The organism is Rhizobium sp. A37_96 (assembly GCF_053521765.1).
In genome coordinates this window covers 1-15,142 of the sequence record NZ_JBNWDS010000023.1, presented here as the reverse complement: position 1 = coordinate 15,142, position 15,142 = coordinate 1, and the positions used below count along the sequence as shown (strand labels likewise).

The 15,142-nt window shown below is 61.0% G+C and carries 14 protein-coding genes; 13 read left to right on the top strand and 1 reads right to left on the bottom strand.

The features are described 5' to 3' along the window. Position 1: 1 nt before the first annotated feature. Genes ACQZ6J_RS31190 through ACQZ6J_RS31165 form a run of 6 tightly spaced genes read left to right on the top strand, consistent with a single transcriptional unit; the run spans position 2 to position 7,753 of the window. Entirely contained in the window at positions 2 to 1,006 is a 1,005-nt protein-coding gene (locus tag ACQZ6J_RS31190; RefSeq protein WP_449086865.1) for a sugar-binding transcriptional regulator, read from the top strand. Then, on the top strand, positions 1,003 to 1,998 hold the full coding sequence (locus ACQZ6J_RS31185; RefSeq protein WP_449086864.1) for an aldo/keto reductase: 996 nt from the start codon (positions 1,003 to 1,005) through the stop codon (positions 1,996 to 1,998). The genes ACQZ6J_RS31190 and ACQZ6J_RS31185 overlap by 4 nt, the downstream gene beginning before the upstream one ends. Before the next feature lie 12 nt (positions 1,999 to 2,010). Then, positions 2,011 to 3,759 (top strand): FAD-dependent oxidoreductase, encoded by a 1,749-nt coding sequence (locus ACQZ6J_RS31180; RefSeq protein WP_449086863.1) that lies wholly within the window; start codon positions 2,011 to 2,013, stop codon positions 3,757 to 3,759. Next, positions 3,732 to 4,574, top strand: coding sequence for a class I fructose-bisphosphate aldolase (locus ACQZ6J_RS31175; protein WP_449086862.1), 843 nt, complete (start codon positions 3,732 to 3,734; stop codon positions 4,572 to 4,574). The genes ACQZ6J_RS31180 and ACQZ6J_RS31175 overlap by 28 nt, the downstream gene beginning before the upstream one ends. A 33-nt stretch (positions 4,575 to 4,607) precedes the next feature. Continuing rightward, the gene (locus tag ACQZ6J_RS31170) at positions 4,608 to 6,137 is read left to right on the top strand and encodes an FGGY-family carbohydrate kinase (RefSeq protein ID WP_449086861.1); all 1,530 of its coding nucleotides are present in this window, start codon (positions 4,608 to 4,610) and stop codon (positions 6,135 to 6,137) included. Beyond that, a complete protein-coding gene (locus ACQZ6J_RS31165; protein ID WP_449086860.1) occupies positions 6,134 to 7,753 on the top strand; it encodes a GMC family oxidoreductase in 1,620 nt (539 codons plus the stop codon). Before ACQZ6J_RS31170 ends, ACQZ6J_RS31165 begins: the two co-directional genes overlap by 4 nt. Before the next feature lie 148 nt (positions 7,754 to 7,901). On the opposite strand, the gene ACQZ6J_RS31160 is transcribed toward ACQZ6J_RS31165, so the two are convergent. After that, positions 7,902 to 8,828: a LysR family transcriptional regulator gene (locus tag ACQZ6J_RS31160; RefSeq protein WP_449086859.1), complete on the bottom strand. Its 927-nt coding sequence runs from the start codon at positions 8,826 to 8,828 to the stop codon at positions 7,902 to 7,904. 118 nt (positions 8,829 to 8,946) lie between these two features. On the opposite strand from ACQZ6J_RS31160, the gene ACQZ6J_RS31155 reads away from it, so the two are divergent. The 7 genes from ACQZ6J_RS31155 to ACQZ6J_RS31125 all read left to right on the top strand — a co-directional run. Continuing rightward, positions 8,947 to 9,987, top strand: coding sequence for an aromatic ring-hydroxylating dioxygenase subunit alpha (locus ACQZ6J_RS31155; RefSeq protein ID WP_449086858.1), 1,041 nt, complete (start codon positions 8,947 to 8,949; stop codon positions 9,985 to 9,987). 151 nt (positions 9,988 to 10,138) lie between these two features. Then, a complete protein-coding gene (locus ACQZ6J_RS31150; RefSeq protein WP_449086857.1) occupies positions 10,139 to 12,103 on the top strand; it encodes a DUF2817 domain-containing protein in 1,965 nt (654 codons plus the stop codon). An 82-nt stretch (positions 12,104 to 12,185) separates the two neighbouring features. Continuing rightward, entirely contained in the window at positions 12,186 to 12,983 is a 798-nt protein-coding gene (locus ACQZ6J_RS31145; protein WP_163994502.1) for a transporter substrate-binding domain-containing protein, read from the top strand. A gap of 162 nt (positions 12,984 to 13,145) precedes the next feature. After that, positions 13,146 to 13,853 (top strand): ABC transporter permease, encoded by a 708-nt coding sequence (locus ACQZ6J_RS31140; protein ID WP_449086856.1) that lies wholly within the window; start codon positions 13,146 to 13,148, stop codon positions 13,851 to 13,853. A gap of 4 nt (positions 13,854 to 13,857) precedes the next feature. Continuing rightward, positions 13,858 to 14,544, top strand: a complete 687-nt coding sequence (locus ACQZ6J_RS31135; RefSeq protein ID WP_163994499.1) for an ABC transporter permease — start codon at positions 13,858 to 13,860, stop codon at positions 14,542 to 14,544. Positions 14,545 to 14,578: 34 nt separating this feature from the next. Next, entirely contained in the window at positions 14,579 to 14,734 is a 156-nt protein-coding gene (locus tag ACQZ6J_RS31130; RefSeq protein WP_449086855.1) for a hypothetical protein, read from the top strand. 48 nt (positions 14,735 to 14,782) lie between these two features. Further along, the coding region (locus ACQZ6J_RS31125) for an alcohol dehydrogenase catalytic domain-containing protein (RefSeq protein WP_449086854.1) at positions 14,783 to 15,142 on the top strand (360 nt) is incomplete at its 3' end.

The window sequence follows — 15,142 nt, the reverse complement described above, 5'->3', positions numbered from 1 at the left end:
CATGCCGATTGCAAAACCGAAAACCGTCTCTGTCCCTCGGGAAGAAATCGTCATTGCCCGGCAGATGCATCAGGCCCTCGTCCTGCATTTTCTGGAAGGGCTGACCCAGGCGCAGATCGCCGACCAGCTCGGAATTTCACATGCGACCGTCAACCGGCTGATCAAGCGCGGCCGTCAGCTTGGGCTTGTCGAGATCAAGATCAAGTCACCGGTCGAGCCGCTCGTGGACATGGAAGAACAATTGCTGGCGCTCGGCGGCATCAGCCGCGCGGTGGTGGTGCCGACCGTTTCCGACAATCCGCAGACGGCCTTGCAGGCAGTCGGCGAAGCGGCAGCCCGCCTGCTGCTCGAGGAAATTGTCGATGGCGATACCATCTGCATCACGGGCGGCAAGGGCGTCAGCGCAGTGGTTGCCGGCCTTCAGCCGCCACGCCGCTTCGATGTCGAGGTCATTCCGGCGACGGGCTGCGTCCAGGGCAAGCACTACACGGATGTCAACCACGTCTCGACGATGATGGCCGACCGATTGGGCGGACGTTCGTTCCAGATCCATGCGCCGCTTTTTGCAGACAGTGCCGCCGAGCGCGGAATGCTCATCAACATGCGTTCCGTCGCCGACGTCTTCAAACGGGCGCGAGAGGCGAAGGTCGCGATCGTCGGCATCGGCTCGATCCTTTCCGACGACTCCAGCTACTACGACCTGCATCCATCCTCCAGCACCGACCGCGCGGCGATCGAGCGCTCGGGCGCCTCATGCGAGCTGCTTGCCCATCTGCTCGATGAGCGGGGCAGCGTCTGCGACTACAGCCTGAACCGATCGCTGGTCTCTCTGACCCTTTCCGAGTTCGCGTCCATCCCGACGAAGATCGGCGTGGCAAGCGGGCCGAACAAGGCCGGCCCGATCCTCAGCGTCATGCGCGGCAACCACCTCGATACGCTCGTAACCGACGAGGCGACGGGCGCTCGGGTTCTCGCGCTGGCAAACGGCAAGGAGCACGGCATATGAGCGGGCGGCAACTGATGCGGGACATCGGCGGATCGGGTGTCACCGCTTCGGCGGTCGGCCTCGGCACCTGGGCTATCGGCGGATGGATGTGGGGCGGTACGGACGAAGCGGAATCGGTTGCCGCGATCCAGGCTTCGCTCGATGCCGGCGTCACCTTGATCGACACCGCGCCGGCCTATGGGCTTGGCCGGTCGGAGGAGATCGTCGGCAAGGCGCTTGCGGGCCGGCGCGACAAGGCAGTCATCGCCACGAAATGCGGCCTCGTGTGGCATACGGACAAGGGCAGGCATTTCTTCGACCAGGATGGCAGGCCGGTTCACCGCTATCTCGGCCGCGATGCGATCTTCCACGAAATCGAGGAAAGCCTGCGACGTCTGGGTACGGACTATATCGATCTCTACATCACCCATTGGCAGGATCCCACAACGCCGGTCGAGGAGACGATGCGGGCGCTGGAAGACCTGAAGGCCTCCGGCAAGATCCGCGCAATCGGCGCCAGCAACGTGGGGGCTCTGGAACTTCGGGACTATCTTTCGGCCGGCGGTCTGGATGCCATCCAGGAGCGCTTCAGCATGATCGACCGGGACATCGAAACCGACCTGCTGCCATTGACCCGGGCAAACGGCATCGCGACGCTGAGCTATTCCTCCCTTGCGCTCGGCCTTCTATCCGGCGCCATCGGTCCGGACAGGGTCTTTTCCGGTGATGACCAGCGGCGGGACAATCCTCGCTTTTCCGTTTCCAACCGCGAGAAGACGTTGGCCTTTGCGGAGGCCATCCGGCCGGTCGCCGAAAGACACGGGGCCAGTATCGCACAGACCGTCATAGCCTGGACCCTTGCGCAACCTGGCATCACTTTCGCGCTTTGCGGTGCTCGTAACGCGGCGCAGGCGCTCGACAATGCCCGGGCTGGAACCATCCGGATGGATGCGGACGATCAATCAGCCATCGATGCAGCCATTTCAGCGAAACTGACTGATATGGACAGGTAACGGATCACCATCATGAATCGTGAAGAGACGTTGGACGGGCTTCGCCGGAGCCCGAAGGTGGACGTGTGTGTCATCGGCGGCGGCATCAACGGCATCAGCGTTTTCCGGGAGCTGGCGCTGCAGGGCGTGAGCGTCCTCCTCATCGAGAAGCATGACTATTGCTCCGGTGCGAGCGCGGCATTGTCGCGCATGGTGCATGGCGGGCTTCGCTATCTCGAAAACGGCGAGTTCAAGCTCGTCCGGGAATCTCTGGCCGAGCGCGACAGGCTGCTGCGCAACGCTCCGCATTACGTCGCGCCCCTGCCGACGACCGTTCCTGTCTTCGACATCGTCTCCGGGCTCGGCAACGGTGTCGTCCGCTTCCTGGGGCTGACGCGCCGGCCGAGCCGGCGTGGCGCCATTGCGATCAAGGCCGGGCTCAGCATCTACGATTTCCTGACGCGCAGACGGGCGATGATGCCGCAGCACCAGTTTCGCGGGCGGCGCAAGACACTCGCCAACTGGCCGGCGCTCAATCCCGACGTCAGGAGTTCGGCGACCTATTACGACGCGTGGGTCAGCCATCCCGAGCGGCTCGGCATTGAATTGCTCGATGACGGTCTGTCGTCAGGACCGCAGGCGCAAGCGCTGAACTATGCCGAGATCAGTGCCGACCGCGCCGGTCGATACGTCGTCCGCGATACGATCGGCGGCGCTTCGATAGCGATAAGACCCACGCTTATCATCAACGCAACGGGCGGGTGGATCGACATTACCAACAGCACGCTTTTTTCGCCGGAGGCACGGCCGGCATCCCTGATGGGCGGAACCAAGGGCTCGCATCTCATCATCGACAATGCGGAACTTTATGCGGCGCTGGCCGGCCACATGATCTACTACGAAAACGAGGATGGCCGGATCTGCATCCTGTTTCCCTATCTGGGGAAAGTCCTTGTCGGCTCGACCGATATCCGCGTCGAGAACCCGGAAGCCGTGCGCTGTGAAGTCGACGAGCGAGACTACATCCTGCAATCGCTTTCTTTCGTTTTGCCGGGGATCGTGATCCGGCCGGAAGACATCAGCTTCCAGTTCTCGGGTGTGCGGCCTCTGCCGGCCAGCACCGACAGCTTTACCGGCCGCATCCCGCGCGACCACTTTTGCACCGTCGTTGAAGCCGGAGACGGCAAGCCGGCAGTGCTGTGCATGATCGGCGGCAAATGGACGACCTTCCGTTCGTTCGGCGAACTTGCCGCCGATCTCGCGCTCGAGCGGCTCGGCAAGGAGCGAAAGCTTTCCACGGCCGACCGGGCGATCGGCGGCGGCCGCCGATTCCCTCTCGATCGTGCGGTCTGGATCGCCAAGGTGGCCGCTGAAAAAGGGATCCCGGCCACGCGAATGGCAGCACTCTTTGCCCGTTACGGCACGGAGGCGGAGGCGATCGCCAGCTTCATCGCTGCCGGACCAGACACGAACATGCCGCATCCGGACTACTCGGTGCGTGAACTGCTTTTTCTCATCCGCAATGAAGCGGTCGAGCGGCTGGACGATGTGCTCCTTCGACGCACGACGCTTGCCGTTACCGGCGAGCTCTCATTGCAGATGGTGGATGCCGTTCTCGATCTTCTCGCCACCGAGAAGGCCTGGACCCCGGCGCAACGCTCTTCGGAGCGACACCGCTTTCTGACCCTTCTGCGCGACCGGCACGGGGTCGACGAAAACACCCTTTCCGCAAGGAACGAACAAAGGAGCATGCAATGCGAAACAACAGCAAAGTCCGGATGAACCGGCTATTTGACGCCGGCCGCTGCCTGGATGTGGCGATCGATCATGGCGTCTGCAACGAGCCGTCCTTTCTGAGCGGCCTCGAAGACATGCAGGCCGTCGTCGGGGCCCTCGTCGATGCGGCGCCCGACGCGATCCAGATGAATTACGGCCAGGCCGATCTGCTGCAGGATGTTGCGGGCAAGAACAAGCCGGCTCTGGTGATGCGCGTCGATATGGGCAACCCCTACAACCGCACGCGCCACCGCCACATGTGGGCCGTGTTGCAGAACGAGGCCGAGCCGCTGATCGGCGCCATCGAGATGGATGCCGCCTGCGTCGTCGTCAATCTCTTCATGCTGCCGGACGAACCCGATCTCTTCCGGCAATGCGTTCAGAACATTGCCCGCGTTCGGGCAGATTGCGACAGATACGGCATGCCGCTGATGATCGAGCCGCTTGTGATGCAGGCACTCGACAAGGCCGGCGGCTACATGGTCGACGGCGATGCGGACAAGATCGTCACCCTGACCCGGCTCGCCCGAGAGATGGGAGCGGATATCGTCAAGGCCGATCCGACCACCCATGCCGAAGATTTCCACCGGGTCGTGGAAGCGGCGCGCTGCCCGGTTCTCGTGCGCGGCGGCGGCAAGGAGGATCTTCGCGTGGTCTTTGAAAAATCGGCGGCCTTGATGCGGCAGGGCGCGGTGGGCATGGTCTATGGACGCAACATCTATCAGCACGCCAATCCGAGCGCCGTTGTGCGCGGATTGATGGCAATCATTCACGACGATGCTGGCGGCGAGGAAGCTTTCGCGCTTTATCAGCGGGGCTGAGGGTGAAGACCAGAACCTTGGGAGGGGTTCCGCATGGCAGACTATCTACTGGGGCTCGACGCCGGCAACACGGTTATCAAGGCGGTGATCTTTGACTGGGAGGGCAACGAAATCGCCGCCGCGTCGGCGGAGGGGCATAGTCGCATGCCATGCCCCGGTCACGTCGAGCGTGGGCTCGACGAACTCTGGACGAATGCCCGCAAGGTCATCCGCACCTGCATCGAGCAGGCGGCGATCCCGCCTCGCGATATCATCGCAGTGGGTTGCGCCGGCCATGGAAACGGCCTTTATGCACTGGACCGGAATGGCGAGCCGCTGCTCGGCATTCAATCGCTGGATACGCGCGCGGCGGCCCTCGTCGAGGAGTGGCAGCAGCAAGGCGTCGGCGACCGAACCTACCCGATCGGTCAGCAAAGGCCGTGGCCATCGCAGACGCCGACCTTGCTTGCCTGGCTGAAACGGCACCGGCCGGAAACCTTCTCCAGGCTCGGTACGGTTTTCCTGTGCAAGGACTTCATCGTCAACCGTCTCACCGGCGCCCGCGTCAGCGAGGTGTCCGACATGACCGGCTGTGGACTGCTCGACGTCGCCAATCGCCGCTACGATCGAGTCCTGATGGAGGCCTACGGCCTCGGCGACTGCATGCAGCTCTTGCCGCCGCTGATCGAAAGCTCCGATATTGCGGGATACCTCACCGAGGAAGCCGCCCGGCAGACGGGGCTTGCGGCCGGGACCGCGGTTGTCGGCGGTCTCTTCGATGTCGTCGCCTCCGCCATCGGATCCGGCGTCACTCGAACGGGTGCCGCCTCGATCATTGCGGGTACGTGGAGCATCAATCAGGTTATCATCGACAAGCCGCAACTCGCCGGGCCGGTCTTCATGTCCTCCACCTTCGACCGCGAGCGCTATATGGCAATCGAGTCGAGCGCTACCTCGGCTGCAAACCTCGAATGGCTCGTTCGGGAGTTCTTTGGCGACGTTTCGACGGGCGGACGCTCGCCGTTTGATCTTTGCGGCGAGCTGGCCGCCGGCATCGAACCGGCGGCCGACGATCCGCTCTATCATCCCTTCCTTTACGGCGCACAGCAGAATGGCAACGCCCGCGCCGGCTTCTACGGTGTCGCCGGCTGGCATACGAGGGCTCACCTCGTCAGGGCTGTGCTCGAAGGCGTCGCCTTCGGCCACCGCCAGCATATCGAAACCATGCGCAACGCGGGAGCCGCTTTCGACGAGGCGGTGCTTTCAGGAGGCGGATCGCGCAGTTTGATCTGGCCGCAGATATTTTCCGATGTTCTGGGATTGCCGGTGTCGATCGCGCGATCGCGAGAAACCGGCGCATTGGGAGCGGCAATCACCGCCGGCACCGGGGCGGGAGTCTTCCCGGATTTCGCCGCGGGTGCTGCGTCCATGGTGCGCATGGAGCGGAACTACGCTCCGAACAGGCTTCTCGAGAGCCACTACGAGCGGCGCTATAGCCTCTATCGCGACATTGCGGAGGCATTGGCGCCGATCTGGCGGCGCCTTTCGTCAACTGTCGAACGTACGGCGGGAGCGGCAGCGTGACAGGATCGTCCGATAATGCAGTCATCGATGCGGGCTCCTACGATTTCATCATAGTGGGGGCGGGATCGGCCGGATGCGTTCTTGCCAATCGTCTTTCCGCAAATCCGGCAAACCGTGTCCTGCTTCTCGAGGCCGGCGGCAGCGACCGGTATCACTGGGTGCACATTCCGATCGGATATCTGTTCTGCATGGGCAATCCACGGACCGACTGGATGATGAAGACGGCGTCGGAAGCCGGCTTGAACGGCCGTTCGCTTCCCTATCCGCGCGGCAAGCTGCTCGGCGGCTGCTCATCGATCAACGGGATGATCTACATGCGCGGGCAGGCGGCCGATTACGACGGATGGCAGCAGGCCGGCAATACCGGATGGGGCTGGGAGGACGTGCTGCCGTATTTCCTCAAGTCCGAGGACAATTATCGCGGAAAGTCCGAGATGCACGGCGCGGGCGGCGAATGGCGCGTCGAGCGCCAGCGGCTCTCCTGGCCGGTCCTCGATGCGTTTCGCGACGCTGCGGAGGAACTGGGCGTCCCGAAGACGGATGATTTCAATACGGGGGACAATGAAGGCTCCGGCTATTTCGAAGTCAATCAGCGCGGCGGATTGCGCTGGAACACCACCAAGGCGTTCTTGCGCCCGGCAATGAAGCGGCCCAATCTCCGGATCCTGACCGACGCGGAGACAAGCAAGCTCCTGCTCGATGGCCTTAGCGTCAATGGTGTCCAGTTCCGATTGAACGGTGCCATTCACGAGGCACGCGCGCGCCGCGAAGTCATCCTCTGCGCCGGAGCGATCAATTCGCCGAAGATATTGGAGGTTTCCGGGATCGGCAGGCCTGGCGTGCTTCAGGCCGCCGGCATCGACGTCGTGCATTCCCTGAATGGCGTTGGAGAGAACCTGCAGGATCACCTGCAGATTCGAACGGTTTTTCGCATCGAAGGCGCAAAGACCCTGAACCAGCTCTACCACAACCTCTTTGCCCGCGCCGGCATGGGGCTTCAATATGCAATCCGCCGGTCCGGTCCCCTCTCTATGGCGCCGAGCCAGCTGGGGATTTTCGCCAGGAGCGATCCGGCCTTGGCGACCGCCGATCTCGAATACCATGTTCAGCCGCTCAGCACGGACAGGCTCGGGGAACCGTTGCACCGCTACCCGGCCGTCACCGTTTCGGTATGCAATCTTCGCCCGGAAAGCCGGGGCACGGTTCATGTGGCAGGCCCGAACGCTTGGGCGGCGCCGGAGATAAGGCCGAACTATCTCTCCACGAATGGCGATCGCATCGTCGCTGCGAGATCGATACGCCATGCGCGCAAGCTGATGGAAACGAAGGCAATATCGCGATTTGCACCCAGGGAAATGCTGCCAGGCGTCGAGTTTCAGAGCGAAGAAGAACTTGTCCGAAGGGCAGGCGATATTGCAACGACAATATTCCACCCGGTCGGGACATGTAAAATGGGCCGTGATGGCCTTGCGGTCGTCGACGACAGGTTGCGCGTGCATGGCCTGGGCGGGTTGAGGGTCGTTGACGCATCCGTCATGCCAACGATCGTTTCGGGCAACACGAATTCGCCTGTTATCATGATTGCCGAGAAGGCTGCCGCCATGATCACCGGTTAAGAAAGGCTGGCCGCACAAACAACGAGCTGCCCGCCAGGTCGGCTGGACGAGGATTGTCCAGCCGGTTGAAGCAACGGACGGCGAAAATGGCGAAAGCATCGCGTCGGCAGATCGATGCCATTGACTGACGGGCGTTGTGTCATGAACGTCAGTTGTTGGGCTTCGGTGCCGATGCCACGGATTGTTTTCGCGCTATGGACATGATCCATGAGTGAAACTCTCTCCCGTAAGGCTTTTCCAGCGCCGCGCGATCCCAGGCAAGATAGTAGCTTTCGGACAGGGGAAGGCGGATATCGAAGGGCACGACAAGCGTCCCTGCCTGCAGCTCGTCTTCAATCATCGATACCTGCGCCAGCACGGCACCGCGGCCGTTGACCGCTGCATCGATGGCGCTGCTCGATAGGGCGAAGTAAAGGCTAGCGAGCTTGTCACTGAGGGTTCCGCTGACAAGCTGCGCCCATTCATGCCATTGCGGCGGGCGGCTGTAGTGAGATTCCCACTCTATGTTCAAGAGCGGCAGCTTCAGCATGTCGGCGGGCGAGGAAAGCTCTCTTGTTTCCGCAAGCCGCGGAGAACACGCGGGCACCACCCAATCGGTATAGAGCGCCGCGAAATGCGTGTGGACCTCGGCTCTTCTTCCATAGGTGATGCGGAAATCACTCTGGCCATCGCCCAGGCGCGGTTCATCCTCCTTGCCGATTATCCGCACATTGGCTTCCGGGTGTAACGCCTGCCACTCGAAAACCTTTCGACCGATCCACTTGTTGACGACCGAACTCAAGGCGGTGAGAACGATACCGGTCTGGCTTCGAGCCCTCTCCAGAACATCCACCGAATAGGCCAGCTGGGCGAACCCCTTCGTGACCTCCTTATGCAGGAGCATTCCCCATGAGGTCATCTCAACACGTCGTCCTATGCGTTCCAGCAGGGTGACGCCAAGACAGTCCTCGAGCCTCCGAACTTGCTGGCTTACCGCACTTGGCGTGACGCCAAGCTCCCGTGCGGCCATGCTCATCGTTCTGCAACGTCCGACCGCTTCGAACGCTTGGAGGGCGTTCAGTGGAGGTGTAGCCATCTCAGGATCTCCTTTGCCTCATTGTTAAGTTTTTCTAAAGAAGAACGCAATGGTGGCCAGCTTGTACGCAAGGGTGGGAGCGAAAATACTCCTCCTATTGAAGGGATAGGAGAATGCAATGTTTCTGAGAAACGCATGGTATGTCGCTGCTTGGGATCACGATATCGGCCGAGACCTTACGCCCGTCACGATGTTGGGCGAAAACATCGTCCTCTATCGCCGGCAGGATGGAAAACTCGCGGCCCTTGAAGATGCATGCCCCCATCGCAAGCTGCCGCTTTCGATGGGCCGGATAAAGGGTGACGACGTGGAGTGTGGCTATCACGGCCTCACCTTCGACTGTTCCGGCACCTGCACGCGCGTACCGGGCGCCGAACGCATACCGCATGTCGCATGCGTTCGTTCCTATCCCGCCGAGGAGCGATACGGCCTGGTCTGGCTCTGGATGGGTGACGCTGCAAAGGCCGACCCGGCCGAGATTTTCCACGTCGAGCACTTCGATGATCCCTCCTGGGGTATCAATCGCGGGGAATCGATGGTTCTCGACTGCAACTATCTGTACATGACGGACAATCTTCTCGATCCATCGCACGTCGCCTGGGTCCACCAGAGCTCGTTCGCAAGCTCCGCATGCGAAGAGACGCCACTGGAGACGACCGTCAAGGACGACGGGGTCACCGTCTGGCGCTGGATGATCGATTCGGATCCTGCTCCCTTTTATGCGCCCTTCCTTCAGTTCGAGGGCAAGACGGATCGCAAGCAGCACTACGAGGTTCGCTATCCGAGCAACGCAATCATCAAGGCGATCTTCGCTCCATCGGGAACCGGAGGCGAGGGCAGGGAGCCGCCGTCCAGCACATTCCTCATGGACAGCTACAACTTCATGACGCCGGTCGATGAGAACCGGACCAAGTACTACTGGTTCCAGCTGCGCAACTTCGCGCCCGACGATGCCGAGGTGTCGGCGCGTTTCGCAACATCTGTTCGCGGAGCCTTCGAGGAGGATCGCGTCGTACTCGAGGCGGTCCACCGCGGAATGGCCAACAAGCAGACCCCAAATCTGGATCTTAAAATCGATGTCGGGCCGCTCCGCTTCCGGCGCAAGCTGGCGCAGCTGATCGAGGCGGAGAATACAAGTCGCGTTCAAGCCGCCGAATGAACCGTGCGCCCCGTGGCGCTAAGCAGATCAAAATAAAGACACCTCTGCGGCCATCGGGGCGATGGCGCAGAGGACATCAAAAAACCTGGGAACAAATTCCAGCGGGGGACGGAACGGCCGTCGCCCACTGGCGAAGCGGGAGTTTCATCTCATGCGCCATGAACGGCAGCCTGAGCTTTTTTCTGTCGACTACAACGTCTTGCGCCAGAGGTTCCTGGCCTCGGCGCGACGGGCGGATGCGACGCTATTTGAATATGAGCATCCGCTGCACGGTCCCGGCGGTGAGCGTCTCTATACCGATGTCGCACATATCGGCGACCGCAATGCCTCCAGATTGCTCGTGATCATTTCCGGTACGCATGGAGTGGAGGGGCAGTTCGGTTCCGGCTGTCAGGCCGAATGGCTGTCGGCAAACTGTCCCTGGCAGTTGCCGGCGGACACCGCGGTTCTTCTCGTGCATCTGATCAATCCGTGGGGCACCGCCTGGAACCGTCGCGTCAACGAAGACAATGTCGATCTCAACCGCAATTTTCTGGACTGGGAGCAAACGGCACCCGGAAACGCACGATATGCGGAGGTGCATGAAGCGTTCGTCTGTCCCGAGTGGATCGGGCCGGAGCGTGACCGCGCCGACGAATTGTTGGAGACGGCTCGTAAATCTCTCGGGGGGCACGCCGGGCTTGCCGCTATCGTCGAGGCGGGACAGTACGAGTTCCGCGATGGAATGTTCTATGGCGGCGATGGCCCGGTCTGGTCCAACCGCACCCTGCACGAAATTCTCCGCACATTTGCGCAACAGGCATCGGACGTCGTCGTATTCGATCTGCACACCGGCGCGGGCCCTTACGGCTATCCCGCGCTTCTTTCCGTAACCGAGAGGGAACATCCAGGTCTCGACTGGGGAAGGAAACTGTATGGACCGGCGCTTTCCGTCGTCAAGACAGGCGCGCAGGCTACGACCGGAACCGGCATTGCGGCAACGGCGACAGGGTATCTGTCGGCAGCAGTCCTCAAGGCGCTGTCCGATGCGCGGGTGATGACTCTCGTTGTCGAGTGCGGAACCCTTGAAGGTTCCGTGGTGATGGACGCCGTCCACGCCGACAACTGGCTCCATCTCTATGGCTCGATCGATTCCGCTCAGGGTCGAAAAATCAAGGAAACGCTGAAGCTCGCTTTCATTCCCCACGATCCCGAATGGCAGCGCACCTGTCTGACGGCGAGCCTGCGATACTTCGATCGCGCCTTGAAGGAACTGAATTTGCTGAGCCCCCAGCCGCCGAGCCGAAAGGCTTCTGTTGCGACGCAGGATACGGGATGGCCGCCCGCCGTAACCATAGCGGCGAAAAGGAACGAGCGACCCGCCGTCGAGGTTCGAGACCTGCACAAGAGTTTCGGCACGCATGAGGTGCTGAGCGGCGTCGGCCTGATCGCTCATCCAGGCGAAGTCGTATCGATGATCGGTTCCTCGGGATCGGGAAAGAGCACCTTCTTGCGTTGCATCAACCTGCTGGAGCAACCGAGCGGCGGCCATATCATCGTCGATGGCGAGGAAATACGAATGAAGTCCGTGGGCGACGGCCGTTCCGCGCCCGCCGACATGCGCCAGGTCGAACGCATCCGCGCCCGCGTCGGCATGGTTTTTCAGAATTTCAATCTCTGGCCGCACATGTCGGTCCTGGAAAACATCATCGAGGCGCCGGTTCATGTCCTGCGTGAAGACCGGAAGGCTGCGATCGAGCACGCGCACCAGCTGCTGAAAAAGGTGGGCCTCTCGGAGAAGCATGCCCAGTATCCCGGACAGTTGTCCGGAGGGCAGCAGCAGCGTGCCGCGATCGCCCGGACATTGGCCATGCGACCGAAGGTCATTCTTCTCGATGAACCGACCTCGGCCCTCGATCCCGAACTCGTTGGGGAAGTGCTTCGCGTCATCCGGCAACTTGCGGAAGAAGGCAACACGATGATCCTCGTGACGCACGAAATGCAATTTGCGCGCGAGGTATCCCACAGGATTCTCTTTCTGCACCAGGGAAAGGTGGAGGAAGAGAGTACGCCCGCAGAACTGTTCACAAATCCCAAGTCGGAACGTCTGCGACAGTTCCTTTCCCGGACTTTGTAACCAGATGCTGAGGGAAATCGCGAGGCTCCGGCTTCGCAAGACAACTGCAACCAACATAAAACGAAAATAGGGGAATACGCGTATGATTCTGAAGGTCTTCTCACTGGTAGCTTTGCTGGCCGGCTTCGGCAGCGCCGCCCTTGCAGCCGAGGGTAAACTGTCCATCGGCACCGAGGGCGCCTACCCTCCCTGGAGCATGGCGGACGCAGCAGGAAACGTCACCGGATTTGACGCCGACGTCGGCAATTTGCTCTGCACGAAGTTGAACATGGAGTGCCATTTCGTCGTTCAGGCCTTTGATGGCCTCATCCCGGCGCTCAAGGCGAAGCGGTTCGATGTCATTATCTCCGGAATGTCGATCACGGAGGAACGAAAGAAGGAGATCAACTTCTCCGTCGGCTACGCTGAGCTCGCCAACATGTTCGTCGTGCCGAAAACGTCGGAGCTGGCTGGCCTCAAGGAAATCGATCCTCTCTTGCGGGGCCTTGCCGGCAAGACAGTCGGCGTCCAGACCGGCACGACACACGCCCGCTTCATCGAAAAGCGGCTGCCAACCGTGAACCTGAAAACCTACGACACACTCGACAACATGCAGATCGATCTCGCGACCGGACGTATCGATGCGGCGTTTGCCGACGCATCGGCGCTGCAGGACTTTCTTGCCAAGCCAGACGGCAAGGACTTTCAGTTCGTCGATGTCAAGATCCAGAGCAGCTTCGACGCATCGCTGGGCGAGGGTATCGGTGTTGGAATTGCCAAGGAAAACACGGCGCTCAAGGCAAAGATCGACAAAGCGCTGTGTGAGCTCGTGGCCGACGGCTCGGTCGGCAAAGCCAGCGTGAAGTGGTTCAAGATCGATATTTCCCGGCCCTGCAACTAAGGACCTGGCGCGCCCCGCGAACATCGCGCGGGGCGTTTACCTGCTCAGTTGAGTTTACGGTCGAAGCAGCGCGGCTATGCGCAGCGACGATGAGATGCTGTGCACGGCGACCCGATGCGGGCCGGTTGCGGGCAGCGAATGCAAACACCCAAGGCGGATGTGATGGAAATTGGTCTCGTCCAGATATGGCAGGATGGTTGGTTCAGAGCCATCATGCTCGGAGCCGTGACAACGATCGCGGTGGGCGCTCTGAGTATGATCGCAGGTGCAATCATCGGCACTGCCTGCGGCATCGTCAAATGGGCTCGCGTCTTTCCCTTGACGCTGCTGATCGACGTCTACACCTCAATCGTGCGAGGAGTGCCGGAGCTCCTTATCATTTACCTGCTCTTCTTCTCTTCCGTCGAGTTCGTGACCGAGATTGCCACCGCATTCGGCTACGCGGGCATTGCCGACAGCGGATATGCCTTCATCATTGCCGTCATTGCGATCGCAACGATATCAGGAGCCTATTCGACAGAAGTCGTTCGAGGCGCGCTCGCATCCATTCCGGCAGGACACATCGAAGCGGCTCGTGCTCTGGGTATTCCCGGAACCCGGATCTTTCGAAGGATAATCCTGCCACAGATGCTTCGCATCGCGGTCCCCGGCATGAACAATGTCTGGCAGACGACGATCAAGGATACTGCTCTTGTATCCGTCGTCGGACTGCAGGAGCTCATGCGGGCTGCCTTCGTCGGAGCGGGAAGTACCCGGCAGCCGCTGATCTTCTTCTTGATCGCTGCCGTGGTCTATATGCTCATCACCCTGGTGAGCCAAACGGGTTTCGATGCCGTCGAGCGTGCGCTCAGGCTCAGGTCGAGGAAGTAAGGCGATGGACATTGATTTGATCGAGCTCGCTGTCCCGGTCCTGGCGAAGGGGCTTCTTGTCACCATTACTCTCACCGTCGTATCGGTGGCGATCGGCTTCAATCTTGGCCTCGGTCTCGCCTTGATGCGGCTTTCAGAGAACCGATATGTCGCGGGTGCCGCGAAATATTACAGCATGTTGTTCCGCGGGACGCCGTTGCTGGTGCAATTGTTCCTGTTCTACTACGGCCTTGGACAGTTGTCGTTCATCAAGCACAATGCCCTGGCATGGTGGATTGTCAGCGATGGGACGCGTTGCGCCGCCATGAGCCTCGCGCTCAACACTGCGGCCTATACATCGGAAATCCTGCGTGGCGGATTGATATCGATACCCGCCGGCCTCAAGGAAGCTGCAAAGGCCGGCGGCATGTCTGCCTGGTTGCGGTTCCGCCGGATCGAGTTTCCGCTCGCAATTCGCCAGGCTCTGCCGGCCTACGGAAACGAGCTTGTTCTGGTTATCAAGGGCACAAGCCTGGCTTCGACAATCACCGTCCTCGAAATCACCGGATACGCAAAGCGCCTGATGAGCCAGACCTTTGCGATCTTCGAGATCTTCGCGATCGCGGGCGCGATCTATCTCATTGTCAATCTGACGCTCATCACCTTCGTACGCATACTGGAGCGGCGCCTGATGCGGCACGAAGGACGTTAGGCGGAAGCGACCGATTGCCGATGGGGGAGATCCCATGAAAATTCTCCTCCCCGTCCGGCTGGTGGCTGAGCCCAACGCGAAGATCCGAGCGAAGCCGGATGGGTCGGGTGTCGAGCTTTTGAACATAAAACAGCAAGGTCATCTCGCCGACCCCTTGGAAGCGCTGCCGGAGCTGCGGATAGGCTCCTGAAGCGACGATATTTGCGCACACTGCAAAAACAATGGAAAGGAAACTTAGATGGATGTTCGCGCCGCAGTTGCCGTTCGGGCCGGCAAGCCGCTTGAGGTGATGACGGTTCAGCTTGAGGGGCCGAAGGCCGGCGAAGTGCTGATCGAGGTGAAGGCGACGGGCATCTGCCACACCGACGATTTCACGCTGTCGGGTGCCGATCCGGAAGGTCTCTTCCCCGCCATCCTCGGCCATGAGGGCGCCGGCATCGTCGTCGATGTCGGACCGGGCGTCACCTCGGTCAAGAAGGGCGATCACGTCATTCCGCTTTATACGCCCGAATGCCGCGAATGCCCGTCGTGCCTGTCGCGCAAGACCAACCTGTGCACGGCGATCCGCTCGACCCAGGGCCAGGGCCTGATGCCGGAC

Bases quoted from the DNA above. Each gene is read 5' to 3' on its own strand.
- ACQZ6J_RS31130 (WP_449086855.1), top strand. From the start codon at position 14,579: ATGAAAATTCTCCTCCCCGTCCGGCTGGTGGCTGAGCCCAACGCGAAG.
- ACQZ6J_RS31175 (WP_449086862.1), top strand. From the start codon at position 3,732: ATGCGAAACAACAGCAAAGTCCGGATGAACCGGCTATTTGACGCCGGC.
- ACQZ6J_RS31150 (WP_449086857.1), top strand. From the start codon at position 10,139: ATGCGCCATGAACGGCAGCCTGAGCTTTTTTCTGTCGACTACAACGTC.
- ACQZ6J_RS31170 (WP_449086861.1), top strand. From the start codon at position 4,608: ATGGCAGACTATCTACTGGGGCTCGACGCCGGCAACACGGTTATCAAG.
- ACQZ6J_RS31155 (WP_449086858.1), top strand. From the start codon at position 8,947: ATGTTTCTGAGAAACGCATGGTATGTCGCTGCTTGGGATCACGATATC.
- ACQZ6J_RS31185 (WP_449086864.1), top strand. From the start codon at position 1,003: ATGAGCGGGCGGCAACTGATGCGGGACATCGGCGGATCGGGTGTCACC.
- ACQZ6J_RS31135 (WP_163994499.1), top strand. From the start codon at position 13,858: ATGGACATTGATTTGATCGAGCTCGCTGTCCCGGTCCTGGCGAAGGGG.
- ACQZ6J_RS31145 (WP_163994502.1), top strand. From the start codon at position 12,186: ATGATTCTGAAGGTCTTCTCACTGGTAGCTTTGCTGGCCGGCTTCGGC.
- ACQZ6J_RS31140 (WP_449086856.1), top strand. From the start codon at position 13,146: ATGGAAATTGGTCTCGTCCAGATATGGCAGGATGGTTGGTTCAGAGCC.
- ACQZ6J_RS31180 (WP_449086863.1), top strand. From the start codon at position 2,011: ATGAATCGTGAAGAGACGTTGGACGGGCTTCGCCGGAGCCCGAAGGTG.
- ACQZ6J_RS31160 (WP_449086859.1), bottom strand. From the start codon at position 8,828: ATGGCTACACCTCCACTGAACGCCCTCCAAGCGTTCGAAGCGGTCGGA.
- ACQZ6J_RS31190 (WP_449086865.1), top strand. From the start codon at position 2: ATGCCGATTGCAAAACCGAAAACCGTCTCTGTCCCTCGGGAAGAAATC.